Genomic DNA, 22,119 nt, shown 5'->3' with positions numbered 1-22,119 from the left:
AGTCCCCTGTAGCTGGTCTGATTGGCTGTATTTTTTTAGCTACCCCCACCCTTAAGAATCTTGAGGATGAAAAGGATTGTTTTTACCCGCTTTCCGGAAAGATGTAACTTCGATGTTTGTGGATTACTGACAAGAGGAAGCTAAATGTTATTTTGTTTGGCATAGCTACGACGCTTTCGTAAGCTCCTATAAGCATGCGGTCTTATGCCTATTTTAAGCGCGAAACAGCCCCAAAGAGACGCGATCTACTTAAGTTCTAAGAACTTTACCTTGATCAAAAAAATAATCTTAAATCGCATTATTGAGCGTTGTGAGACTTTATGATATACATATAAAGAGGGTTGACGGAGACTAAGTCAATTGCCGCTAACAGCTAACTGGCCATCTATATATTTCGTCTTTTACTTCCTAAAATACGAAACGACAGCAAACAAGGTATTTTTTAAATATGTATGATGATTTGTTCGTCTCAAGTGGGAGCGTGGCTGTTGCACAACTCCAGAAAAAATAAGTCTATGGCTAATAAGGCCGTAGACATTCAATATTTCGGATACTTTGGAAGATAAAACGACGATAATCGAGTACCAAATTCATCGTTATACTGTCCGTTTGGAGTTGTGCAACAGCCACGAGCGATTTGTGAGATTAGATTTGTTACATTTCTATTCAAGTGTTACTTAGCTTTTTGTCCAATAAAAGGTAGCAAGTCCATTTCACCAAACGCCCATTTTTTGAAGCAGTTCCATTCATCAACAAATAGTTATTTTTCTTCTTGCCAGGCTAAATACCGATACACCGTTGCTCGGCTTAAATGAAACAGACGACCAATCTCTAAAATCGTATGGGTCTTGATGGCATATATCGATTTAACGGCTCGTGCCTTCTCTTGGGCTTCAACAGTGAGACCCTTCGGGCGTCCGCCTATGCGGCCCCTGGCACGAGCTGCAGCTAAACCCGCTTTAGTTCGTTCACGAATAAGGTCTCGTTCGAACTCGGCCAGTGACGCGAATAGGTTAAAAACTAAGCGACCTTGAGCAGTGGTTGTATCACTGGCATCGTTCAAACTTCGGAAACCAATCGCACCGGCGACCCGGCCCTTTACTTTGAAAGTCATTGATCAGCGTGAAAAGCTCTTGTAAAGACCTGCCCAGCCGATCCAATTTCCAAACCATGATCATATCTCCTTGGCGCAGTACCTCCAGCAGCCTTTGAAGTTGCGGTCGTATTTTGGCCGAGGATACCTTGTGGGACGCCACCCCGGTCCTGAAAGATTTTGTGACAACCCGCTTTTTTAAGGTCATCCAGCTGAAGAGCTAGATTTTGATCTTGCCGGTCCGCCGGTGCGGTAGATATGCGTGCATATCCGAATAGCATGGTAGTATTTCAGGAAGAAAATTAGCAGCAATAGGTAGTTAATCAGTCTAATCTTCTGACTTGGCCCATGCATATCTCCAGATTACCTAGAAGAAAGGGCTGAGTCGACAAGAACAAAACCATAAATTTTAGCATGTGCAATCAGACAATACGAATAGCCCATTGCCATTTTATGGGCGGGTGTTGTGCGGATGAACCCCAAAACAACTAAATAATGGATCGGCATACTCCATCCCTAACGCCACCACACGCTCGCCAATTCGTAAGCCTTGATTAGCGATATTGACTAAATAGACCATTGCCTTCTTTTGGCTTGGGGAGCCGACCACATACCCACTCGCTGAGGAACTTTTAGCCCACTGACAAAAGAGATCGCCATGAGTGGTGTGTTGAACGGCAATGCCTAGCCCCCAGGAGACTTGACCAGGCTGACAAATATCGGTCCTCACGGGCGAACTTAGTAAAGTGGTAGACGGGGTTGGATTTACTCCTGTCGGCATCAGGGCAGCTAGCACAAAACGGGCATAATCCCCAGCAGTCGTTCGTAGCGTATGGGCCACATTAGCTGCTTCAACCTCATCGGACACTAGCCTTCCCGTCCCATCATACGAGCGGGCATAGGAAAGCGAGTCAACTGGTTGATATACGTAGCTGGAATGGTTCATCACTAAGGGTTTGAAGACCGTCTGTTGCATGAAGGCCTCAATGGGTTACTTGACCAGGTGTTCAACTACTAGCTGGAGCAGATAATAGCCTTCGCCTGAATAGCTGTAGCGACTACCGGGTGTAAACAGGGTAACTATGGCCTTCTTCTCGGGTCGCCAATTGGGCAAACCGCTGGTGTGATTTAATATCATACGAGCCGTAATTAAGGCGATTTAATCATCCAGCATGGGTCCTTTTAAAAACTGAGTCTGTATATAGCCCGTTGGCACGTACTTCACTAAGGGCGTATCCAACGCTATTTTGCCTTGTTGGCTTAATTGTAGGACGGCGAAAGCGAATACTGGCTTACCTAAGGATGCGGCTCGAAAAATGGTAGTCGTTGAAACAGGCTGCTTGGTGATGCTATCTTTTACGCCAAATCCCGCACACCAACTAATCTGTCCATTGTCAATGAGGGCAATGGATAAAGCCGGAATAGCCGCACTATCCATGATGGTCGGAAGAGTTGTCTGTAAAGGGTGACGAGGCGATTGAGCCACCACAGGTAAGCTCATCATTGCCAGCGAAGCGGCTAGCGACAGACTTGGTGTCCATCGGTTAATCAGTGTATGGACCATAAAGTAGGATGTCTAGGGAAACTGTTGGAGGAGTCAGCGCAGCGCGTGTTCGTCGAGCGGCTTTGAGAGGGTGTGGCTGTCGGATTCAAAATCGAGGATGTCTCCCGGCTTACAGTCCAGCGCCTGACAAATGGCTTCCAGCGTGCTAAAGCGAATCGCCTTGGCTTTGCCTGTCTTCAAAATCGAAAGGTTGGCCAGGGTGAGGTCTACTTTCTGAGCCAATTCGGAGAGCGATATCTTGCGTTTGGCTATCATCACATCCAGGTTAACAATAATGGGCATGGGTTAGACAGTTAATTCGTTTTCAAGTTGGAGTTCGATGCCACGTCGGTAAACTTGGGCTAGGGCTAATAAAATCAAACCCAGTAACCAGGGGCCATCCAACTGGATATCTACGCTCAAAGAGGCTTGGTTGGTAAGTCGAATTTGTCCGAAATAAGGTCTGGTCTGATACCACAGCGCCAGTTTAAGGAGCAATTCAACGGCGGTTTGGCCTAAAAACAGGAAACCCATGATTGTAATGCGTCGGGCAATAGCCGCCTGAAAAGGGGATTGAATCTGAACCGAGCGAAAAATTTGGCGGAGTAAAAAGAACATCCAGGCTGCTGTTACCAAGCCGACGAGTCCCATCAGGCTCATTAACAGACCTGGTACTGACCGAATTGGAACCTGGAGTTGCCCTGCCTGTTTTTGCGGGGTTAAACGCAATTGAGGCTGGCCAGTAGTGGCAATGGTTTTATCGCTGGCGGGTGCCCAGGCTACCGGAACCGATACATAGTTGGGTTGCTCCTGCCCCAGTAGAAATGGACCGGTTTGTGCGTTTAGAAACTTTAGGCAATTTATGGCCGTGAATAGGACTAGAACAGCCAACACCAGGTAATAAAACAAGGTAACCAGCCGCTTGACGGTTGGGAATACCCAATAGGGTGAGTTAGTTTCCATATGTATCGAACTTATATTGATGATACAAAGGAATGTATATTTATTGATATTCAATAAATATTAATCGAATATTAAGAAATATTTATTGAGTACGCATAGATATTCTCCGCTGAGAAAAAATATCACTCTTTAACAATTGATTACATATCCTTAGAGACCGACCTCCTGCAAAATGTTCGCTGGAGGCCGGTCTCTAAGGATATGTACTACAAACATGGTTCGTCTCTTTTTGAGGAGCATTTATTGAGATTCGGTTCTATCCGTCCGTTTATAATAGACAATGTGTAGCCTTGTCAGCTTATTCGTTAAACAAATTTCAACTAGTATATTTGTTCGTTTCACCTTAGTCGATCTGTAGTCCAGGTGTCTTATTCTGAAGTAGAGCTAGCGCGTGATATTGAGCGAATTCAGCGAATTCCCATTATTCCCACCCTCTTAAATGTCATCTGCGAAACAACGGGTATGGGCTTTGCCGCCGTGGCCCGCGTCACTGAAGACCGTTGGATTACCTGTAGTGTGCGCGATGACATCCAATTTGGTCTCCAGCCGGGTTCTGAATTGACAATACAAACCACGATTTGCAATGAAATTCGAGATTCGCATCAACCCGTTGTTATTGAGCATGTCCAGCAGAATGAGCGCTTCTGTAACCACCACACACCGGCCATGTATGGATTTCAGAGTTATATTTCCTTCCCCATTATCCTAAAATCAGGTGAATTTTTTGGCACCCTTTGCGCCATCGACCCTAGACCGGCTCAGCTAGAGAGTACAAAGATTAGGGGCCTGTTTGCCGCCTTCACCGAACTAATCTCGTTGCATCTACAACAAAGTGACCTGCTGGAGGAGAGTGATTATGCCAGGAAGAACCTGAGCCGACAGCTTACCAACTCCCAAGATGAAAACCGACAATATCGCCACATTTCCAGTCATACCCTGCAAGAACCCCTGCGTAAACTGAGGCTCTTTAGTGGTATGCTCGTCGAGGCTATTCGGATAAATGAACGTGAAAAGGCGGGGCAATTAGCGGTAAAGATTAACCAGGGCGCCGAGCGATTTTCAGCCCTGTTAAAAGATTTAACCAGTTTCTCGGACTTAGAGAAGAATCAGACCACCTTTCAGCCAACCGACCTGGATTATACGCTTGGTCTTGTCATTACGGAGCTCCGCACCCAGTTAGATATTAAAGAGGCAGATGTTCGACTAGGGCCTATGCCTACTGTGCCAGGGATACCCGCTCAATTAGAACTACTTTTTTATCATTTAGTGGAAAACGCCATTAAGTTTTCAAAGCCAGACCAGGTGCTGGCGCTATCGATTGATAGCAACGAGTTGATTTCTACAGAGTTGATACCCAATTTATCGCCTGACAAACAGTATGTTGAAATTAAGTTAAGGGATGACGGTATTGGGATAAATCCATCCCAACTCGAAAAAATATTCGATCTGTTTTCTCAACTTCCCACAGGTGAAATTCAACGAGGGGCGGGTATTGGCTTAAGTATTTGCCGAAAAGTGCTTCGCAATCATTCGGGGCAAATTAGTATCCACTCGGAAGTAGACGTAGGGACAACCGTTTCAGTCATTCTGCCTCTCAGCTAAATAAGCATTAAATGAGATTAATACAGCTTGAAAACAGGAATGAGTAACCAATACCGGTTCACATCTAGTTAGACAAACCAGCAGGAAGGCGACAAACCAGATCAACATGGATTAGCCAGATGTCCGAGGAATGGTTAATTCCTCAATCATCACAGGTAATATGAGTTGTTAAAAAACGGCTGATCCGGACCGGAACTAGTAATAACCTAGACCAAATTTGTTACATTTGGTGACAGCCAACTTAAAATCCTACCATCTAAACTAATGCAAACTCAGGATGTACCTTTTGATGTATTAGTGGTTGATGACGATTCATCGGTCAGTGATCTGTTGCGTTTAATTGGTCGGAAAGAGTTTGTGGAAGCGACGTTTTTCAGCGTTTCAACGGCTTTAGCTGCCCTTTATTTTCTGGATGATCCCCGCAATGGTCAGCCTAGTTTGATCCTACTCGATATTGATTTGGGGGATGCTCTTGATGGGATTGAATTGCTACCCCTTTTACAGGCACGGGTCAATAAGAAGGTGCCAATTATCATGTTATCGCATTGTTTACAAAACCAATACGTTCAGCGCTCCTACCAAGCGGGTGCTGCGGCTTACACGCGCAAACCCGAAGAACTTCTGGAGTGGAAAACGTATGTTCATGCGTTAAAACAGTACTGGTACCACACAACTCTATTGCCCCCCAAAGCGTCATAAAGTCAACAACCTTGTATGCGGGTTGGGAGCTTCTTACCTGTTGAGGGCAACTATTCCTTCAGGCTTTGTCCAGCTAAAGGTTGCAAGTCCAGTTGTGCCGGTTATCAACTAACTAGACAGGTAAGTAAATGCAGAACCTAGCCCCCTGATTCGGTTGCCCACTGGCCGTGACCGCTCCGCCATGATTGGTCACTACCTTTTGCACAATCGCCAGCCCCACGCCTGTACCCGCAAACTCGTTCTTGCCGTGAAGCCGCTGGAAAACCTGGAAAATGCGATCCACATACTTCGCCTCAAAGCCAATTCCGTTGTCTTCCACCTCAATCAAGTGATAGGTCTCAACATCTCGTGTGGGCTTCACCGAAATTGGTAACTCTCCTTTGGCTACTTGATGGGCGCGGACGGCGATTTGAGGACTCATGAGTTGCCCGGTTGCATTCGTGCGCCGAAACTTGAGAGCATTCGATAATAGGTTTTGAAAGAGTTGACCCAGCTGCAAACGATCCCCTTGAACCGTCGGCAGCTTACCCAGCTCAATCTGGGCTCCGCTTTCTTGCACCACTACTGATAAATCCTCCAACACTTGTTGGACAACTTCAGGGAGCGATACCGGGTGGGTAATCGCTTGGCTGGTCGCAATCCGGGAAAAAGCCAGTAAGTCCTTGATGAGGACCGACATGCGACTAGCGGCTGCCTGCATCCGCTTTAAATAGACCGCTCCCTCCCCCAGCGCATCACCATACTGACCTTGGAGCAGATCGCCAAACTGCTGAATCTTACGAAGCGGTTCTTGTAGATCGTGGGAGGCAATGTAGGCAAACTGCTCCAGATTTTGATTCGAACGAAGTAGATCGACATTAGCCACTTCTAAGGTCTGGTTCGCGTCCGCAAAGTCTTCATTGGTGGTCGCTAACTTCTGGTTGTTCGCCATCAGCTCTTGATTGAGCAGGGCCAAGGCTTCACTGGCAGCAGCTAGTTCTTGAGTGCGCTGGCTTACCTGTTGCTCCAGAACCTGTTGCAACTCCTGCTGGGCGGTGATGTCCTGGGCAGTACCTTCTATTTTGCTGGGCTGGCCAGTCGCATCCAAATAGACCCGACCCATCGACTGCAAGATACGTCGCTGACCGGTTTTGGCATGGGTAACCGAATTGATCACCTCATAGCGTCCATCGGAGCCCGGTAATAACGTATTATAGAGGTTAGTTCGGACATAGTCCCGTTCGCTCTCATCAATGATGGCGATGAAGGTTTCTACGTCCGCGGTCAAGCTGTCAAGACCAAACCAGTCGGTTACCCGTGGGGAGACCGTCACCGTATTCATGGCCAGGTCCACGCTGAAAGTGCCCAGTTGAGCCAGTTGGATCGCGTTTTGCAGTGCCGAAGCCGTGTCTTCAGTGCGTTGACGAGCTAGCTCTAGTTCGGTTACATCAGCCGCCGTGTTCATCACACCATACACGTGCCCCTGGGCATTAAACAAAGGCGTAAAGTTATAATTAAAGTAATAAGGTACCAGCTTTCCCTGATGGTCAATATTGACCCGCTGGGTACCACTCGCAAAGGGGATTCCCGTATCATAGACATGCAGTAACTGCTCAAATATGTGCTGATCCGCAAGCTCGGGGAGTAGGTCAAGGTAGGATTTACCAATCACATCCGGCCCTTTGCCATAGATGTCGATAATGGCTTGGTTGGCTAAACGAATCCGCATCTGGCGGCCCGTGTAGACGCCAATCGGAAAAGGAGCGCTTTCGACCAGGCTTTGCATTTGGCCCAGTGTTTCCTCTAAACGCTGGCGGGCCTGCACCTGCGGGGTGACATCGGTGGCCACTACCAGTATACCGTTCACATACCCCTTGGTATTGCGTTGCGGTTGGTAAGTCAGACCGACGTAGATTGTTTCGAGCTTGCCTTCCCTCAGTAAGTCAACGGGTACTTCGGGGGCGACAAAAGGGGTACCCGTTGCCATTACTTGCCGAAGTAAAGCCTCGAAGCCTTGCGACTGAAGTTCGGGTAGGGCTTTAAACAGAGGCTGGCCGATGAGTTGATCAGCCGACCGGTTGACCAGTTGACAATAGAAAGGATTAGCTGAGCGAAAGACAAACTCATCGCCACTCACGAAGGCAATGGCCACCGGTGACTGCTCAAACAGGGGTTTCAGTACTTCCTGTTGGGTTTGCTCTAGCAACCGCTGAGCCGTTACATCCTGAGCGATACCGGCCAAGCGGAATGGCTCGTCCGCCGGGTTAAATTCGGCTTTGCCCGTAAAGCGCACCCAGCGGAGCTGCCCGTCATCCCCGCCTACGGTTCGAAAGGTGACATCGTAGTGCCCATCGGAAGTCGTAGTCAATGCGCTAGCCATAGCCTCGCGGACCAAGCTTTGATCATCGGGATGAATATAGGGAAAGGCTTGTTCGTAGGAGAGGGTGTTAGCTTGATGCAGTCCATACAGGGCTCGGCAGCGCTCATCCCAGCGGGTTTGTTTGGTAATGGGGTCGTATTCCCACACCCCCAGGTTAGCCGCTTGCAGAGCAAAGATGACGTCGAGACGCTCAATCAGTTGTTTGGTTTGCTCGTTGGGTTGTGGCTCGGCAATCATAGTGACTAATGTAACGGACGATATACAGGTGAAATAACACGATTTGAGCAAATCTTTCTTCTGGAAAGAAGAAAAAGTTACTTTCTGTTAGATTGATTCCATATTTATATCGTGAAGTAATCCCACACCTAGTATAACGTTTTCTCAAAACGCCCGAATTATTGATACGCAAATCGCTCCTCGTCTCAAGCACGAGGGTATTTTGAGAATAAAAATAACTTGCCTGAACTGACCATATAGAGATCCCTTGTCAATCCAATTTACAGACAAACCATCTCCTTTGTAGAATACGTCTATAAGACGTAAAAGTCTTTGGTGACTGGTTTGTCTGGAATGCTTGGATAAGCCGTCATACTCTTCAGATCAATTTCAATCGTCTGGGCAATCGTCGTGATGGGCGTGTCGGTGGGTTTACCCTCAAAAGGATCCTGCAGTTGAAGAGCGCTTTTCTCAATCAGAATGAAGGCCGAAGAGAGGATCGTTACCAAGGGGACGTCCAGCAAATAATGAACCGGATCTAAACAAAAAGGAAGAATCGTGGCAAACAAGTAAATAAACACTTGCATATTAAAGGCATACGTCCGAGGGAAAACGGTCCTCTTTATCCGTTCACATCGCCCCATTGAGTCCGTCAGGCTGTTGAGGTTGGTGCTCAATTGGACCATTTGATAATCCGTTAACTGATGACTCTCAAAGAGCTGGCGAATGGCCAAACCATGATCGAGTAGGATCGCATTCGGCTTATTCGTTGCGTCTGCCAGCCGCTGTTGGTCAGTCAATGGCAGGAACTCACGCAGCCGATCCGTTACGTCCTGCCTCCGTAGCGTGTCTCCCAGCACAAAACACCAGGCACACTGGCGTTCAACAAAGGTGTGCACCAGCGACGCTTTATTAGGTCCATTAGCCAGAAACATTTGCAGTTGGCGAATGAAGCTGCGGCTATCGTTGACGATTGCGCCCCAGGCAATCCGGGCTTCCCACCATCGGTCATAGGCTTGGTTGGTGCGGAATGCCAGCAATAAAGCAATGCAGGTACCCAGTATGGCTGCTATGGAAATGGGGATAACCGGCGCCCAGGGGCTGAAGAGTTTGAGAAATACAATTAAGTTGGCATATAGGAAAATCAGCAGAGCCTGACGAAGTATATTCTGAATAAAGAAGGTGATTGAAATCTTATTATTGAGCAGCATAGCATTTTATTGATGTTTTCAGGCGGCTTATACCACACAACGTGCTATGCTCCCCTTCTTCCTAGTTAACTGTTGGCGCGTTTTTGATTAGGCAACGGCCAGGCCCCGTATGTAATATTCCTTTCCTTGGTTACTCGTCCGTATATCCACGAGTAAGTCTTTACCCTGCCAACTAACCGGATCAACGCCATTGATGGTCCAGGTACCTTTTTCTAGGTGTAATTCCGGCCCACCCCGGATGACACTCATGATATTGATCAGGACTTTGGGTATGACGACGGCATCGGTTACCGTGAAGAGTTCATTGAAATTGATTCGCATCGTTTTATGAAGTTAAAGATGAATTGAAATAGGGGATTCGGTCATGATTAATCAATGAATACTGATAGGATCGTCTGCTTGTGGCTGTGAGGCAACGGTAAAGGCATTTTTTCAGTAGCGTTCATTCAGCGTGAGAACGCCGGGTTGCGGTGTCTAATCTCTCATGAACAGAAATGGTACTAACTAAATAGGATAGTTCAACTCGAGCGGTTAGTGTTCTTCACTGTATAAGTCAAATGAACTGACTGATAGAATTAATTGCCTAAGCATCCTGGCTGATTGGGAAGTCGAGCATGATGCGCTCAGGAAGTACAGGAAAATACGGAGTCAAAACGTGACTGAGCGGAGTAGAGAATTCGTAAACGCTTATTGCGCTACGTCGACGAATGAATCAGTAAGTCAGGCAGGGTTAGGTAATCCCGTAATGCCATTAGTAGTTAAACACCTATATGCTGGCAATGTTTAGCCTCCAGCTTACTAAAAGGCCTATTATGAATATTCGATGACTAAGCTCTATCGACCTTCCCGCTTTACGGATAATCAATTCATGGGCAGGCTTAGGCTAACTCCGCTAGTAAAAGCAGGTGATTTCCGGCCTCCAGATAAGCGCGCATGAGATGCCGGTAGAAATAAACTCGGTCCCGCCCAATGTAAAAAGCACGCTCGTTTGGGTGAGGACAGGCGAAAAATAAGCCATTGGCAAAATGGCCCCAGCCAATTCCGTTGACCTGATTTAAAGCTGGTGAGATAAAGGTCAAGTGCTGTTGAGCCGGTGAAAGTGGTCCAACGACATGGGCAGACTGCCGCATCGCATCTAGCAGATCGGTGATGTCCCAGAGTTGATTCTGTTGGCTCACCTCATCGGTAAAACAAATACGCTTGCCCGCTAAAGCGGATTGCCGAACCAAATCGCTGACCCCTTTAATCAGCTCGATCCAGTAAAGCTGGCTCTGAAGCGTGAAGGGCATGGAAGGCAGAAAAATCTTAGATTCGAACAGGAAGGCTACCTGCTCCAGATGCTCCATTAATTGCGGCTTCGGCCAAATGCTGTCTGAGGAGTCAATCATATTCAGTGACGACATTTGACTGCCGGTAAGCACGCACGCAGCAAGGCTGTTAACAACGTAACAGCGCGATTCGACAAATGATTGCAAGCCGAGGTAGTTATTTAGAAGTACCCATATTCTTACTTGTCAAAATAAGCGGCCTATGAACAATTAGTTTGCTAGTGCTTCTTCTACGTTGATGACTAGCGATTGAAAATAAATAAAGCGATTCGGTATCAATCGTGTTCTACCCTAAACTCGATCTCATGGCACATCAGTACAAGAAAAATAAAAACACTAAAAAAGTGGCTACCAAGCCCGCTAAAATAGCTGGTCAAACCGTGCTGCCTAAATACGCTCGTAATGAATCGGAGATGACGACGCCAACTTTATCGCCCAAAGCGAAAAAGAGTTAAATGAGCCTATTTGATACGTTACCTATGGCCTGTTCGTAATCTTCACGTTTAGATGGCCGGTCATAACTCCATCCATGTCACAGGTTGTTGTCTTCGCTTATGCACACCAAACAGCGTTTGTGAGGGGTTTTTGCAATCAAAAGTATACTCCTTTAACCAATCGTTTTTGTATGGATACTAACACGCTGGTCATTATTACGGGATATAGTTCGATCTCACCGAAGCCTATTCGAAAGGCGTACCTAAACAATAGTGAGGAAACGGCCCGACTTCGATTCATTCAGCAAAACCCAGGGATTCGCGATGTTAGTGTGGTGCTCGTTTCCTTTGACGATGAATTTACCATCCGCTCCAACAGAGAGATACTGGCGTATTGAAGCATAGAGCTAATTCGCTTTTTATTGTCACAAAAAGCCTGATTTTGATTGGACCATTTACTGGAACACCTTTCCTGCTGTAAGAAGCAACTAAGGCTCTACTACGCTGATCAGCCATGACGATTATCTTCCAATACCTGTTTACGCAGACCAATAGCGGGTTTATTTGCCGGGTCCCGCTTCGCATTTTAGAGGGGCCTGTGCTGGGTAAAGGCACCAGCCCAACTACCGCTGAAGCCGGGGGAGTCGATCTTCAGGACTGGGTTGGAAAGAGTCTGCACGTGACCATTCAGTCGGGCATCCATACCATCCTGGGGGTGGCCGGCTGATCCCGTATTGATTCTCCTTGCTAATCGACGTAATCAGGAAACAGCCTCTGCATGCTGACGCCTGCGAGAAGCCTTGTTCAACACATTTCCCTGATTACTCCTTATATGAAAAAATGGCTTATGATAACCTTATGTGGTGTTGGTAGTTTAGCGGTGTTGGGCTGGATTTGGCGAGTCAATCAGATAGATGATCTCAACAAGAATACGATTCAGCAGGCGCAGCAAAAAGCAGCCGAGAACCTGGCCGCTAGACCCAATGCCAAGCGAGATTTAGTAATCAATACATTCAGGTGGCAAAAAAACGAAGTGGATACAGTAGCCCATCATTGGTTCACGGTTTTTAATGCATCCAGGCGGTATACCTACACAAAGATACCCGTACGGTTTATCTATTATTCAGAGGCAGGCAATGAAGTGGGTCGTACAGATAAGCTGATTGACAGGGCCATCCGAACTGGAGAATCCATTGATATAGAAAACGTGGAAACAGAAGTACGCTATCAACAGGCGGATGGCGCAGACATGGAAATCACGGAGTGAAGAACCTTGAGAATGGGCCACCGACTTACTAGTCAGGCCACTTCCCGTAAACTAACCTGACTTCATCCTGCAGGCGCTACAATAAGCTGACCCATTTAGCCGTGATACGACTTTCGGCAACTACCGATTTAGCAAAGGATAAATGGCTTTTAGGCGCTAATACGTAGAGCTCCCCGCCACTAAATTGATTTGTAAAAGAACGTAGTGAAAGAATTGCCTAGGGCTGAAGATGATATGTCTTCTCTACTTCAGACAAAGCTCGTCGAATATGGTGGTTCAGATATACCCGTTGATCATCAATGAAAAAAGCTAGTTCATCATCAAACTCAACCGTGAAAAAATAGCCGTTGGCAAAATAACCCCAACCCCGATTAGCGTAACGATTCAGGCGGTTGCTGGCCAGTTGGCCGGGCTTATCCGCCGTTAATGCCGGTAAGCGGTCATACAGCCAATTGATCAGGGAAGTAATGTCCTGTATCTTTCCGTTTACGCCTACTCCTTCCCAAAAATCAACCCGCTTACCAGCCTGATCAGCAAGCGTCAATAGACGGTGAACCAGCGTGATCAGTTGAGCGAATTCCGGTTTCCAGGAATCGTCTTCGGACGTGTTTAGGTCGAAGGCGGGGGAGTCTAGCGCCGTATGTATCTGCGTTATGTAATTAGTCAGTTGATTATCGTTAACCTGCATTCGTGAGGGAGTTTTAGCATCTACTTAGGATGGGTCATAAGGATAAACTTCGTAGACCATCGCCAATGAAGCCCCGTCAGGGCACTGAAGTGTTTTCAGTAATCGAAGGATTCCCTGCGTGTAGTCGATTGGAGCCTGGTCGAAAGCTACGTAGAACTGACGATACGTTAGTTCGGTTTCCGCACCCGATTTGACCAGTAAGCTCACCTCATAACCTTCCAGATCAATAGCACCTATTTGAGCTTCTCTAGGTAAGGCTACTTCATTAAAACCAACAAATAAGATAATTCTGAGATCGGTACGCATCAGTAGGCTTTTAAATAACGAGTAGCCTTTATCGGCCAAACTTGGGAATCAGGTCCTGCCGTTTGGCTGCCTACTCAGCCGTCAGATACAGCACCGTACGGGGCATATCCCGTATTAGGTACCGGGCGGAACCAGTACTATTCACGGGTTAATCCAGCGGATGAGCACAGACCAGTAAGAAGCTAGCGCCCGCCGGATGGCGGAAAGGATAACAGTTGGGATAAAAAAGGGGTTGGCTAACCGCTCGGGTAGCAAAAATGTATCGGTCAGGCTGCCCGGTTTGTCCAGCTAAACGTTGCACGATCGTGTTGAACACCATCCGGCTCCGTTGGGTGAATAGTGCAGCGTTGGCCGTAACTAATTGCGTAGCAGAAAGGAAACAGTTAATCCAACTGGAAATCCGGTAGTCTATCATGAGTAAGGCATTTGACCGCCGGTTAGTACACACGCAACAACGTAGTAAACTATAAACGCGCCAGCAACTAAAAAGATTACAATTTTTTCTATTAGTTAGGGAAAGCGAAGAATGAACTATTGTTTTTTGAAATATTTTAAAAATCAATAGGATAGCTGGTGTAATAAACGTAGATTTACTAAATCTTAATTAGTAGAAGAATGCAAGTAGGAACTGTTAAATTTTTTAATGAAGGCAAAGGATTTGGCTTTATCAGTCCCAAGGATGGGCAACCCGATATCTTTGTTCATGTCTCCGGTCTGATTGATCAAATCCGGGAAAATGACCAAGTGAAGTACAATGTGATTGAAGGCAAGAAGGGCGTCAATGCAGTCGATGTTGAAGTGGTTTAAATTCCCTTATTGATCTGTATAGAATTGTTGAAACATGCCAAATGGCATGTTTTTTCGTTTCGATGGGTTGATCAACCGGTTATCCCCTCTCTATCATTCGACCAGCCCGGCTTATCCATCCGGCGTTGGTTACGTCAGTTGAGTCAAGGTACTCCTATAGGTAAGCTCCGTTTCGGCTAATTCCGATGTGCCACTCACGGGAGCGGCTCCCGCCGGATCGGGGGCGCAAGCTAAAGGAATATGACCTTCCGTAACGAGCATGCCTGACGTCGGATCAAGACCAATCCAACCCGCACCGGGGAGGTATACTTCCGCCCAGGCGTGTAAATCCAATGAATCCGCTACGTTCCTGAGCCCATTGTCTGTCCCAGCTACCTGGGCAAGATAACCCGAAACAAACCGGGCTGCCAGTCCGCATCCTCGAGCTAACTGCACCAGCAGCCAGGCCGAATCCCGGCACGAGCCCATGGCCCGTCGGAGTGTTACGTCAGCGGGTTGCACGCCAGCCTGCAGGCGGATCTGGTAAGCAATGGCCTGGTTAACCTGCTGATTGAGGCCAATCAGAAAATCAACCGTGTCTCGCTGGGGATGGTGTCTGATTTGGCTGATCCACTGCGCTAAATGGGGCCCCTGCTCGGTAATCTCCAGGTACGATGTCAGCTCTTTCTTAAGAGCATCTTCATAAGCAAACGGAAAGAAACTGGCGTATGAATCGATCAGAAAATCGAAGGGATTAACCGGCTCCAAACGGGCTATCAACTGAACCTGAATGATCATTGCAGCTACCGAACCAGAAAAATCAACCCGCGCCACCCTGTTACTAAAGGGGTCCTGCTGCCAGTGCAGAACGTGATTAGCCGGTTCAATGCTTAGCTGATACGACTCGATCACCGCCGGGCTATGGGCGGCCGGTTTGAGCCGTAGCCATTGGGGAGATAAAAAAACCGGCCTCTCGTACTGATAGCGGGTCTGATGAATGAGCTCAACACGAATGGCCATGCGGGAACGAAGGTTAGAATCAGGGCACTAGACTTTTTCAAAAACCATCCGGTAATGCTCCATCGTTTCCTGCTGAAAACACACCCGGTTGGGGCTGACCCGAAACACGGCTAGCAAGTCCCGGAAGGCTTTGCTGGTTAACAGCTTAGGCAGCAGGGAAGCATACAGGCCGTATTTGTGCAGGTTAAAGGCCCGAAACCGTTTCCGCCACTCGCCAATGGTTTGGATATAATCCAGCCGCCCACTGCTCTTGGAGATCAGCTTGAAATGCGGCTGCGCATTGCGGATGACCTGCTCCGCTCCGTAGGGTAGCCAGGAACCCGGAAACTGGGTGATCATCAGCGCCAGGGCGTACGAAGGCGTATCCTTGGGCGCATCCAGGCTGATCTGCTCGAAGGGAATCATGTTCTTACCAAAAACCATGGTCTGGATGTAAGCTCTTCCCCCGACGGGCAGTAAATCAGCTAGTTTGGTAAAGAAGTCGGCGTAAACCGTATCCTGCTGGCCGGCCTGGTACTGTTCGACCGAACAAAAGTGTTCCATCGCTCCCACGCTGCTGATGGCATCGAACCGGCCGTAATCAGCGGGTCTAATCTGGCGACAATCCTTGATATCGACCGCCAGCCCGTTGGCCCGGCAGGCTGCAGCCTGTCCTTGTGAAAGCGTTACGCCCTGACCAATAGCCCCCCTTTCCATTACGAATTGAAGAAAGGGCCCCCAGCCGCAGCCCAGATCCAGCACCCGCGAACCGGCACTGATGTGCAGACTATCGGCAATAAACTCGTGTTTCTGGCGCTGAGCCTGTTCCAGCGTGAGCGAAAAATCACCGTTGTACAGGGCCCCGCTGTAATCGCCGGTCTGGCCCATGCTCAGCCGAAAGATTTTATCGATGGTGGTGTAGGTGAAATCGAGGTCTTGTTGAGAAGCCATACGGAAAGTGGATAAGCGAGTGATTCGATACGTACAGATATACCGTTACGGCGTCCTAGGCGGGTCGGCCCAGGGTTTGCAACAGGCGAAAGTGGGAGTAAAGCGCCGAGCCGAAGCTGCGATTCTCCAGGTAAGGCAAACCAAATTCGTGCGCCGTTCGCTTGACTATAGCGGTAATGGCGGGGTAATGAATATGACAAACCTTCGGAAATAAATGGTGCTCAATCTGGCGGTTTAAGCCCCCACAGATAAAGGCGGCTATTTTTGAGCGGGGCGCGAAATTGGCTGTCGTGTACAACTGGTGAATGGCCCAGGCATCGGGCATGTTCCCGGTTTCGTCGGGCAGGGGAAACGTAGTGCCTTCCACTACGTGGGCTAACTGGAAAACCAGCCCTAATACCAGCCCTTCGGCTAGGTGCATCACCAGAAACCCGATCAGTACCTGCCACCAGGTCAGACTGAGTATGGCCAAAGGCAACACCAGAAAGAAAACGTAGTAAAGCGTTTTAGAAACAAACAGTTTGATGTATTCACGACGGGGATGGTTGGGCGTATCGTGCTGGCCGATCCGGTCTTTAAAGAACTTGACGTAGTCTTTCCGTAGCACCCACGAGAGTGAGGCCAGGGCATACAAGGGAAACGTATACCACTGCTGGTAGCGGTGCCATGACTTCAGGGGCTCTTCAGGGTCCAGTCGGACCAGTCCCGGCGCTACGTCAATGTCTTCATCATGACCAGGAATATTGGTAAAGGTATGGTGGACAATATTATGGGTAATTTTCCAGACGTAAGGGTTAGCCCCCAATAGATAAAAACTGCCGCCTAAGAATTTATTCACCCAGGAGTGAGCTGAGAAGGCGCCATGCAGGGCATCGTGGGAAACATTGAAGCCAATGCAGGCGGCAAATACGCCCAGTAAAGCTACTAGCCCAAGCATCGTCCAGATACCGAACTGATCGGACAGAATTAGTCCATAGATTAGCCCGTAGCCGATCAGGAAAAAGAGCGCCTTGGCCCACATGGCTCTGTTAGCATGGGGCGAAATGGCCTGCTGAGTAAAATACGCATCGACCCGCCCGCGAAGCGTAGCGAAAAACGGGGATCGGCCCGTATTGGTGAATTTAAGTTTGGTTGCCATGAAATGCTGTTAGGAGATGAGTTGGCCGATCTGTTGAATCTGCGTCAGCAGAGGTAAGGCAGAACGGCCTTTTTCGGTAAGTGTATATTCCACCCGGGGCGGAATTTCGGCATAGATCGTTCGCTGCATAACGCCCAGAGCGACCAGCGCTTTTAATTCATCGGCTAGCACTTTTTCGCTCACGTTGGGTAGCTGTTCGCCCAGTTGGCTATAGCGCAGCGTCTGCTCGCCCAGCATCAGAATTATGTAGAGCCGCCATTTGCCGCAGATCATCGACAAGGCCTTTCGAATTAAAAATAAATCTGGCTCAACGGGGAGGTCACGGGTATCACTCGTAGTCATGGTCAGTAGGCGTTTGCTGAACCGAGTCAGGGATTAGCCTAAGCCGAGGCAGAAGTGAAACAAGGATCAAACGGATCAAGCAATCGGTTATTGGCGGCTAGTTTACAGCCAGAGACTAGTTGACCGATGATCTTAATGAGAATACGTGTTGGTTAGAAATGCTCGATACGGATGACGTGAAATGAAAAACTTAGAACGTTGAGTTAAACTGAAAAACGGAATGGAGATGAAAATGCCGGACCGGCTAAAAGAAGGGAGCTAAACGGCAAGTCGGTTTATAGAGCGGCTTACGAAAACAACCAGAATACTAGCGAGTGAGGAAATACGCTTGACAGGTGAGTGACTGTTTAGATAGTAACTGGCTGATGGATTAGTTAGTTCATACCCAACTTAATTTAGCTGGATTAGTCAGAATTTGATCTGGTAACATTTCTATTGTTTTCTGGATCCATCTCACTGGGTCGTCGTATTAAACCCCTATTTTCAGGAACAATATCAAGCTCGACCGAATACTACCATTCGATTGATTCAAAAGTCTCAATTTGCCATCTCACGTATCAAAGTATCATTTATAACGCTATGGTTGAGTTTGTGACACATTTTTTGCCTTTAAACAATAGCAGTGACAGATCTTGAGTGCCACAGGTCTAGGAGAGATAACAAATTGATAGTTACAATATACATAAAGCATATTCTCATTTATAAAAATATCTCCTAGAAGTTATGAAGGCACAATAAGACAATTAAGGAGATTGCAATACAACTTGCAATGTATCAAAATGTATTGCAAGTTGTATTGCAATCTCATAAAAAAAGCCACTTACAAATCAATGTAAGTGGCTGATTATCAAGTGCACTCGTAGGGATTCGAACCCCAAACCTCCTGATCCGTAGTCAGGTGCTCTATCCAATTGAGCTACGAATGCATTGCACTATGGCGTTCCCGTTGATTGGGAGTGCAAAAGTAGAGATAAAAAAAGGCTCTGTCAACCTATTGACCGGAAAAATTTGCTTTTCGCTTCAATAGAAATGCACTAATTCCTTCGACTGCATCCGCCGAACGGCCTAACTTGTCCTGATTGTCAGCTTCTTGTTCAAGTTGCTGGTCGAGGGTAGCGTAAAATGATTGATTCAATACTTGCTTCATGGCGCCAATGGCCCGCGTAGGGGCCGATACGTAGTAACGTAGTACTTCTTCGACGGCTTCGTCCAGATTAATAGAAGGAACTGAACGGCTCACCAAGCCGATTTGGGCAGCTTCAGGTCCGTAGACGCGTCGGCCAGTGCTGCACAAGTCGAACGCTCGTTGCGGACCTACCAGCCGAGGTAAAAAGAACGTAGAACCCGCGTCTGGCATTAACCCGATGTTTACGAAAATCTGGCTGAAATAGGCTTCATCGGCGCAAATCACTACGTCGCAGGCTAGCGCCAGAGAGCAACCTGCTCCCGCAGCCACGCCGTTGATACGTCCGATGACGGGCTTAGGTAAGTGACGTATCGCCCGTATCATTGGGTGATACGTTGACCGCAACGACTCGCCTAAGGCTAGCTGCCCACCCGAAGCAACTTCGGCAACGCCCTCTTTCAAATCGGCACCCGACGAGAATGCTTTATCGCCCGCGCCTGTTACGACTACCACGCGTACCTGACTGTCAGTTCCGGCGGCTTCAATAGCGGCCGTTATGTCCCGAATCAGGCCTGGACTGAGGGCGTTATATACCTGAGGGCGGTTGAGGGTTATTCGACAAACACCGTTGTTCGTTTCGTAAAGGAGGTTTTCGAACATAAAAGGTATCAAGTTTCAGATTCCAGGTTTACGTCAGGGTTCTTGGCTATCGCACCCATAACCTGACATAACCTGAAACAAATTAAATGAGCCAATACACAGTAATAAGGCTAACGCTCAGGCCGAGTACTAATCCCGCGCCTACCTGATTGAGGGTGTGAGCATTAAGTCTGAGCCGGGCGCTCGCCACCAGACCCGTTACCATAATTAGCAAAACCAACGTACCAAATAAGTCAGTCAGGCTGTAGCGGAGAATAAATCCACTAATAACGCCCACCACACCGCTGAGGCCCACGCTATGCGCACTGATTTGCCAACTCAGACTAATGAATCCGACTAGTAAAATGGAAACGGCGATACTGGCAATGAGAATGCCAATTTCGGGAGCCAGCGTCGATATCCCCTGCATCTGAAACCGGAATAAATACGCCAGAAACGTGTAGATAAAAGCCGTTAAAAAATAAGGCAAACGCCGGTCAGCCAACGTAGTAAGTTGCAGACTGCGGACGTGCCCGCTTCGGTATAGGTAATAAATTAGCAGAGAAGGTACGGCGAACGTACCGATGAAAATCAATACCAGCAGGCTCAGCCGTGCCGTACTGGATATAGCGTCCATACTCAGAACGCTCGGTGTTTGAAATAACAGCAGGCCGAACAGCAGCGTCGGCATCAGTAACGGATGAAATACAACCGAAAGGAAATTGGCAAAAGACTTTGTCAATGACGAATTATAAGTGATGAGTGATGAACGATAAACGATGGGTGCTTTGCCAGAACATAGCTTTTATACTACAAAGTTAATCGTACTGGAAGTCACTCATCACTCATCGTTCATAATTCATCACTTTTTATAACTGTTTCCGCAATCGGGCCACGGGAATGTTGAGTTGCTCGCGGTATTTAGCCACGGTTCGTCGGGCAATGTTGTAACCCCGGTCGTTTAAGATTTTTTCGAGTTTGTCGTCCGAAAGGGGATTTAATTTAGGTTCAGCATCGATTAAATCGCGGAGAATATTTTTCACTTCGCGGCTGCTGACGTCTTCCCCCGTATCGGTCGAGATACCTTCGGAGAAGAAATATTTGAGCGGATATAAACCGAATTCGGTTTGTACTGATTTGCTGCTGGCCACCCGCGATACGGTCGATACGTCCATGTCGATCAACGTAGCGATGTCCTTCAGAATCATGGGTTTAAGCTTCGATTCGTCGCCCGTCAGAAAGAAATCGTATTGAAACTGGACAATCGCGTTCATGGTTTTCAACAGCGTTTGCTGGCGTTGTTTGATCGCGTCGATAAACCATTTGGCTGCGTCGAGCTTTTGCTTCACAAACGAGACCGTTTCTTTCAGCGCTTTATTCTGTTTGCTGCTCTTGTCATACGTATCGAGCATATCGGCAAACGAGCGGCTGATACGTAGTTCGGGGGCATTCTTTCCGTTCAGCGACAATTCGAGTTTGCCGTTGTTGTTGGTCAGAATAAAATCGGGAAGCAGGTATTGCGCAGTACCGTCTTCGCTTTCTACCGAACCGGGTTTTGGGTTCAGCTTGATAATCACGTCGATGACTTTCTTCAGCGAATCATCGCTGATATTCAGCCGTCGTTGAATTTTATCGTAGTGTTTCTTCGAAAATTCGTCGAAATAATCCTCGATAATCCGAATGGCAAGAAGATTATATGGGTCAGATGGATCTTTGCGGTGAAGCTGCAATAATAAACATTCCTGCAGCGAACGCGCGGCAATACCCGGCGGGTCGAACGATTGAATTTTGATTAGCACTTCCTCAACTTCGTCCGTATCGGTCAATACATTCTGACCGAAAGCCAGATCGTTGACAATAGCCTGAAGCGGCCGACGAATGTAGCCATCGGCTTCGATACTGCCGATGAGCTGCATGCCAATAATATCTTGTGTTTCAGTTAGATTGAGGTAGCCAAATTGCTGAAGCAGTGAATCCGTCAGGCTCGAACTGGTAGCCAGCGGCATTTCGCGATCTTCATCGTTGTAATTCCCATCGCCCTGCATTTTATAACCCGCGTAGTCTTCGTCCTGGATATAACTGTCGATGTCCAGATCGTTGTCGCTGTCTTTATAATCATCTACCTCATCGTACGAATCATCGTCTTTTTGGTCAAATTCTTCGTCCATGCCTTCTTCTAAGGCCGGGTTGATTTCAAGTTCTTCTTCAATACGAGCATCTAACTCAGCTGTTGGGATCTGCAGCAGTTTAATAAACTGAATCTGCTGCGGAGATAGCTTCTGCTGTAGGGATTGGGCAAGGCTTAACTTTTGCATGGTGGTGCTATAAGCTGTAGATGTTGTGCGCGCTACGTCGAGTATTTGGTGATAGGCAAATTTGCCCTGCGCAATTATCAGACCAAAATAGTTAGATTTTTGTTTTTGGCCTAT

25 protein-coding genes, 1 tRNA gene and 1 pseudogene are annotated in these 22,119 nt (G+C 47.6%); 7 read left to right on the top strand and 20 right to left on the bottom strand.

Annotated features, from left to right (window positions below; translation table 11 throughout):
* Nucleotides 1-760 precede the first annotated feature (760 nt).
* The 5 genes and pseudogenes from ACYVF1_RS15890 to ACYVF1_RS15870 form a co-directional block, all read right to left on the bottom strand.
* Nucleotides 761-1,114, bottom strand: a complete 354-nt coding sequence (locus tag ACYVF1_RS15890) for a recombinase family protein (RefSeq protein WP_461080427.1) — start codon at nt 1,112-1,114, stop codon at nt 761-763.
* Nucleotides 1,047-1,301: a recombinase family protein gene (locus tag ACYVF1_RS15885; protein ID WP_461080425.1), complete on the bottom strand. Its 255-nt coding sequence runs from the start codon at nt 1,299-1,301 to the stop codon at nt 1,047-1,049. The genes ACYVF1_RS15890 and ACYVF1_RS15885 overlap by 68 nt, the downstream gene beginning before the upstream one ends.
* A 243-nt stretch (nt 1,302-1,544) precedes the next feature.
* Nucleotides 1,545-2,594: pseudogene (locus tag ACYVF1_RS15880) on the bottom strand (serine hydrolase domain-containing protein).
* 96 nt (nt 2,595-2,690) lie between these two features.
* Nucleotides 2,691-2,939: a helix-turn-helix domain-containing protein gene (locus ACYVF1_RS15875; RefSeq protein ID WP_461080423.1), complete on the bottom strand. Its 249-nt coding sequence runs from the start codon at nt 2,937-2,939 to the stop codon at nt 2,691-2,693.
* 3 nt (nt 2,940-2,942) lie between these two features.
* Nucleotides 2,943-3,599 (bottom strand): DUF2975 domain-containing protein, encoded by a 657-nt coding sequence (locus ACYVF1_RS15870; RefSeq protein ID WP_461080421.1) that lies wholly within the window; start codon nt 3,597-3,599, stop codon nt 2,943-2,945.
* 363 nt (nt 3,600-3,962) lie between these two features.
* On the opposite strand from ACYVF1_RS15870, the gene ACYVF1_RS15865 reads away from it, so the two are divergent.
* The gene (locus ACYVF1_RS15865; RefSeq protein WP_461080419.1) at nt 3,963-5,201 is read left to right on the top strand and encodes a sensor histidine kinase; all 1,239 of its coding nucleotides are present in this window, start codon (nt 3,963-3,965) and stop codon (nt 5,199-5,201) included.
* Between the two features lie 264 nt (nt 5,202-5,465).
* Complete coding sequence (locus tag ACYVF1_RS15860) at nt 5,466-5,900, top strand: response regulator (protein ID WP_461080417.1); 435 nt, start codon at nt 5,466-5,468, stop codon at nt 5,898-5,900.
* A gap of 112 nt (nt 5,901-6,012) precedes the next feature.
* Here the strand turns inward: ACYVF1_RS15860 and ACYVF1_RS15855 are convergent, their stop codons facing one another.
* The 4 genes from ACYVF1_RS15855 to ACYVF1_RS15840 form a co-directional block, all read right to left on the bottom strand.
* Entirely contained in the window at nt 6,013-8,547 is a 2,535-nt protein-coding gene (locus ACYVF1_RS15855) for a PAS domain-containing protein (protein ID WP_461080415.1), read from the bottom strand.
* 242 nt (nt 8,548-8,789) lie between these two features.
* On the bottom strand, nt 8,790-9,686 hold the full coding sequence (locus ACYVF1_RS15850; protein WP_461080413.1) for a bestrophin family protein: 897 nt from the start codon (nt 9,684-9,686) through the stop codon (nt 8,790-8,792).
* A gap of 87 nt (nt 9,687-9,773) precedes the next feature.
* Nucleotides 9,774-10,007, bottom strand: coding sequence for a hypothetical protein (locus ACYVF1_RS15845; RefSeq protein ID WP_461080411.1), 234 nt, complete (start codon nt 10,005-10,007; stop codon nt 9,774-9,776).
* A 557-nt stretch (nt 10,008-10,564) separates the two neighbouring features.
* Entirely contained in the window at nt 10,565-11,089 is a 525-nt protein-coding gene (locus ACYVF1_RS15840) for a hypothetical protein (RefSeq protein WP_461080409.1), read from the bottom strand.
* 230 nt (nt 11,090-11,319) lie between these two features.
* On the opposite strand from ACYVF1_RS15840, the gene ACYVF1_RS15835 reads away from it, so the two are divergent.
* From ACYVF1_RS15835 to ACYVF1_RS15820, 4 genes are all read left to right on the top strand, one after another.
* A complete protein-coding gene (locus tag ACYVF1_RS15835; protein ID WP_461080407.1) occupies nt 11,320-11,469 on the top strand; it encodes a hypothetical protein in 150 nt (49 codons plus the stop codon).
* A 170-nt stretch (nt 11,470-11,639) separates the two neighbouring features.
* Entirely contained in the window at nt 11,640-11,846 is a 207-nt protein-coding gene (locus tag ACYVF1_RS15830) for a hypothetical protein (RefSeq protein ID WP_461080405.1), read from the top strand.
* Nucleotides 11,847-11,962: 116 nt separating this feature from the next.
* Complete coding sequence (locus ACYVF1_RS15825; protein ID WP_461080403.1) at nt 11,963-12,175, top strand: hypothetical protein; 213 nt, start codon at nt 11,963-11,965, stop codon at nt 12,173-12,175.
* A 51-nt stretch (nt 12,176-12,226) separates the two neighbouring features.
* Nucleotides 12,227-12,715, top strand: a complete 489-nt coding sequence (locus ACYVF1_RS15820) for a hypothetical protein (protein WP_461080401.1) — start codon at nt 12,227-12,229, stop codon at nt 12,713-12,715.
* Nucleotides 12,716-12,932: 217 nt separating this feature from the next.
* Here the strand turns inward: ACYVF1_RS15820 and ACYVF1_RS15815 are convergent, their stop codons facing one another.
* The 3 genes from ACYVF1_RS15815 to ACYVF1_RS15805 form a co-directional block, all read right to left on the bottom strand.
* Nucleotides 12,933-13,403, bottom strand: coding sequence for a hypothetical protein (locus ACYVF1_RS15815; protein ID WP_461080399.1), 471 nt, complete (start codon nt 13,401-13,403; stop codon nt 12,933-12,935).
* A gap of 24 nt (nt 13,404-13,427) precedes the next feature.
* A complete protein-coding gene (locus tag ACYVF1_RS15810) occupies nt 13,428-13,709 on the bottom strand; it encodes a hypothetical protein (RefSeq protein WP_461080397.1) in 282 nt (93 codons plus the stop codon).
* 148 nt (nt 13,710-13,857) lie between these two features.
* Nucleotides 13,858-14,124, bottom strand: a complete 267-nt coding sequence (locus tag ACYVF1_RS15805; RefSeq protein ID WP_461080395.1) for a hypothetical protein — start codon at nt 14,122-14,124, stop codon at nt 13,858-13,860.
* 200 nt (nt 14,125-14,324) lie between these two features.
* Here ACYVF1_RS15805 and ACYVF1_RS15800 point away from each other — a divergent pair, with 200 nt between their 5' ends.
* Complete coding sequence (locus tag ACYVF1_RS15800; RefSeq protein ID WP_461080394.1) at nt 14,325-14,516, top strand: cold-shock protein; 192 nt, start codon at nt 14,325-14,327, stop codon at nt 14,514-14,516.
* A gap of 129 nt (nt 14,517-14,645) precedes the next feature.
* On the opposite strand, the gene ACYVF1_RS15795 is transcribed toward ACYVF1_RS15800, so the two are convergent.
* The 8 genes from ACYVF1_RS15795 to rpoN all read right to left on the bottom strand — a co-directional run bounded on the left by ACYVF1_RS15795 (nt 14,646) and on the right by rpoN (nt 22,005).
* A complete protein-coding gene (locus ACYVF1_RS15795; RefSeq protein ID WP_461080392.1) occupies nt 14,646-15,515 on the bottom strand; it encodes a transglutaminase family protein in 870 nt (289 codons plus the stop codon).
* A 27-nt stretch (nt 15,516-15,542) separates the two neighbouring features.
* A complete protein-coding gene (locus ACYVF1_RS15790; protein ID WP_461080390.1) occupies nt 15,543-16,445 on the bottom strand; it encodes an SAM-dependent methyltransferase in 903 nt (300 codons plus the stop codon).
* 55 nt (nt 16,446-16,500) lie between these two features.
* Nucleotides 16,501-17,583, bottom strand: a complete 1,083-nt coding sequence (locus ACYVF1_RS15785; RefSeq protein ID WP_461080388.1) for a fatty acid desaturase family protein — start codon at nt 17,581-17,583, stop codon at nt 16,501-16,503.
* 9 nt (nt 17,584-17,592) lie between these two features.
* Nucleotides 17,593-17,925: a winged helix-turn-helix transcriptional regulator gene (locus ACYVF1_RS15780; RefSeq protein ID WP_461080386.1), complete on the bottom strand. Its 333-nt coding sequence runs from the start codon at nt 17,923-17,925 to the stop codon at nt 17,593-17,595.
* Nucleotides 17,926-18,777: 852 nt separating this feature from the next.
* Nucleotides 18,778-18,851: transfer RNA gene (locus tag ACYVF1_RS15775), tRNA-Arg, on the bottom strand.
* Between the two features lie 65 nt (nt 18,852-18,916).
* Entirely contained in the window at nt 18,917-19,711 is a 795-nt protein-coding gene (locus ACYVF1_RS15770; RefSeq protein ID WP_461080384.1) for an enoyl-CoA hydratase/isomerase family protein, read from the bottom strand.
* Nucleotides 19,712-19,793: 82 nt separating this feature from the next.
* Nucleotides 19,794-20,432 carry a hypothetical protein gene (locus ACYVF1_RS15765; RefSeq protein WP_461080382.1) on the bottom strand — a complete coding sequence of 213 codons (639 nt, stop codon included), beginning with the start codon at nt 20,430-20,432 and terminating at the stop codon, nt 19,794-19,796.
* A 127-nt stretch (nt 20,433-20,559) separates the two neighbouring features.
* On the bottom strand, nt 20,560-22,005 hold the full coding sequence (gene rpoN, locus ACYVF1_RS15760; protein WP_461080380.1) for an RNA polymerase factor sigma-54: 1,446 nt from the start codon (nt 22,003-22,005) through the stop codon (nt 20,560-20,562).
* Between the last annotated feature and the right edge of the window lie 114 nt (nt 22,006-22,119).

This window comes from Spirosoma flavus (genome assembly GCF_054778555.1).
The sequence above is the reverse complement of the archived record's forward strand: the minus strand, read 5'-3'. Positions and strand labels throughout refer to the sequence as shown.

What these genes read in the sequence shown, in the direction of transcription:
- ACYVF1_RS15885 (WP_461080425.1), bottom strand. Translation starts at nt 1,301, where the DNA reads ATGACCTTAAAAAAGCGGGTTGTCACAAAATCTTTCAGGACCGGGGTG.
- ACYVF1_RS15830 (WP_461080405.1), top strand. Translation starts at nt 11,640, where the DNA reads ATGGATACTAACACGCTGGTCATTATTACGGGATATAGTTCGATCTCA.
- ACYVF1_RS15815 (WP_461080399.1), bottom strand. Translation starts at nt 13,403, where the DNA reads ATGCAGGTTAACGATAATCAACTGACTAATTACATAACGCAGATACAT.
- ACYVF1_RS15840 (WP_461080409.1), bottom strand. Translation starts at nt 11,089, where the DNA reads ATGTCGTCACTGAATATGATTGACTCCTCAGACAGCATTTGGCCGAAG.
- ACYVF1_RS15810 (WP_461080397.1), bottom strand. Translation starts at nt 13,709, where the DNA reads ATGCGTACCGATCTCAGAATTATCTTATTTGTTGGTTTTAATGAAGTA.
- rpoN (WP_461080380.1), bottom strand. Translation starts at nt 22,005, where the DNA reads ATGCAAAAGTTAAGCCTTGCCCAATCCCTACAGCAGAAGCTATCTCCG.
- ACYVF1_RS15795 (WP_461080392.1), bottom strand. Translation starts at nt 15,515, where the DNA reads ATGGCCATTCGTGTTGAGCTCATTCATCAGACCCGCTATCAGTACGAG.
- ACYVF1_RS15875 (WP_461080423.1), bottom strand. Translation starts at nt 2,939, where the DNA reads ATGCCCATTATTGTTAACCTGGATGTGATGATAGCCAAACGCAAGATA.
- ACYVF1_RS15800 (WP_461080394.1), top strand. Translation starts at nt 14,325, where the DNA reads ATGCAAGTAGGAACTGTTAAATTTTTTAATGAAGGCAAAGGATTTGGC.
- ACYVF1_RS15850 (WP_461080413.1), bottom strand. Translation starts at nt 9,686, where the DNA reads ATGCTGCTCAATAATAAGATTTCAATCACCTTCTTTATTCAGAATATA.
- ACYVF1_RS15870 (WP_461080421.1), bottom strand. Translation starts at nt 3,599, where the DNA reads ATGGAAACTAACTCACCCTATTGGGTATTCCCAACCGTCAAGCGGCTG.
- ACYVF1_RS15825 (WP_461080403.1), top strand. Translation starts at nt 11,963, where the DNA reads ATGACGATTATCTTCCAATACCTGTTTACGCAGACCAATAGCGGGTTT.
- ACYVF1_RS15770 (WP_461080384.1), bottom strand. Translation starts at nt 19,711, where the DNA reads ATGTTCGAAAACCTCCTTTACGAAACGAACAACGGTGTTTGTCGAATA.
- ACYVF1_RS15890 (WP_461080427.1), bottom strand. Translation starts at nt 1,114, where the DNA reads ATGACTTTCAAAGTAAAGGGCCGGGTCGCCGGTGCGATTGGTTTCCGA.
- ACYVF1_RS15845 (WP_461080411.1), bottom strand. Translation starts at nt 10,007, where the DNA reads ATGCGAATCAATTTCAATGAACTCTTCACGGTAACCGATGCCGTCGTC.
- ACYVF1_RS15785 (WP_461080388.1), bottom strand. Translation starts at nt 17,583, where the DNA reads ATGGCAACCAAACTTAAATTCACCAATACGGGCCGATCCCCGTTTTTC.
- ACYVF1_RS15860 (WP_461080417.1), top strand. Translation starts at nt 5,466, where the DNA reads ATGCAAACTCAGGATGTACCTTTTGATGTATTAGTGGTTGATGACGAT.
- ACYVF1_RS15805 (WP_461080395.1), bottom strand. Translation starts at nt 14,124, where the DNA reads ATGATAGACTACCGGATTTCCAGTTGGATTAACTGTTTCCTTTCTGCT.
- ACYVF1_RS15780 (WP_461080386.1), bottom strand. Translation starts at nt 17,925, where the DNA reads ATGACTACGAGTGATACCCGTGACCTCCCCGTTGAGCCAGATTTATTT.
- ACYVF1_RS15835 (WP_461080407.1), top strand. Translation starts at nt 11,320, where the DNA reads ATGGCACATCAGTACAAGAAAAATAAAAACACTAAAAAAGTGGCTACC.
- ACYVF1_RS15820 (WP_461080401.1), top strand. Translation starts at nt 12,227, where the DNA reads ATGCTGACGCCTGCGAGAAGCCTTGTTCAACACATTTCCCTGATTACT.
- ACYVF1_RS15790 (WP_461080390.1), bottom strand. Translation starts at nt 16,445, where the DNA reads ATGGCTTCTCAACAAGACCTCGATTTCACCTACACCACCATCGATAAA.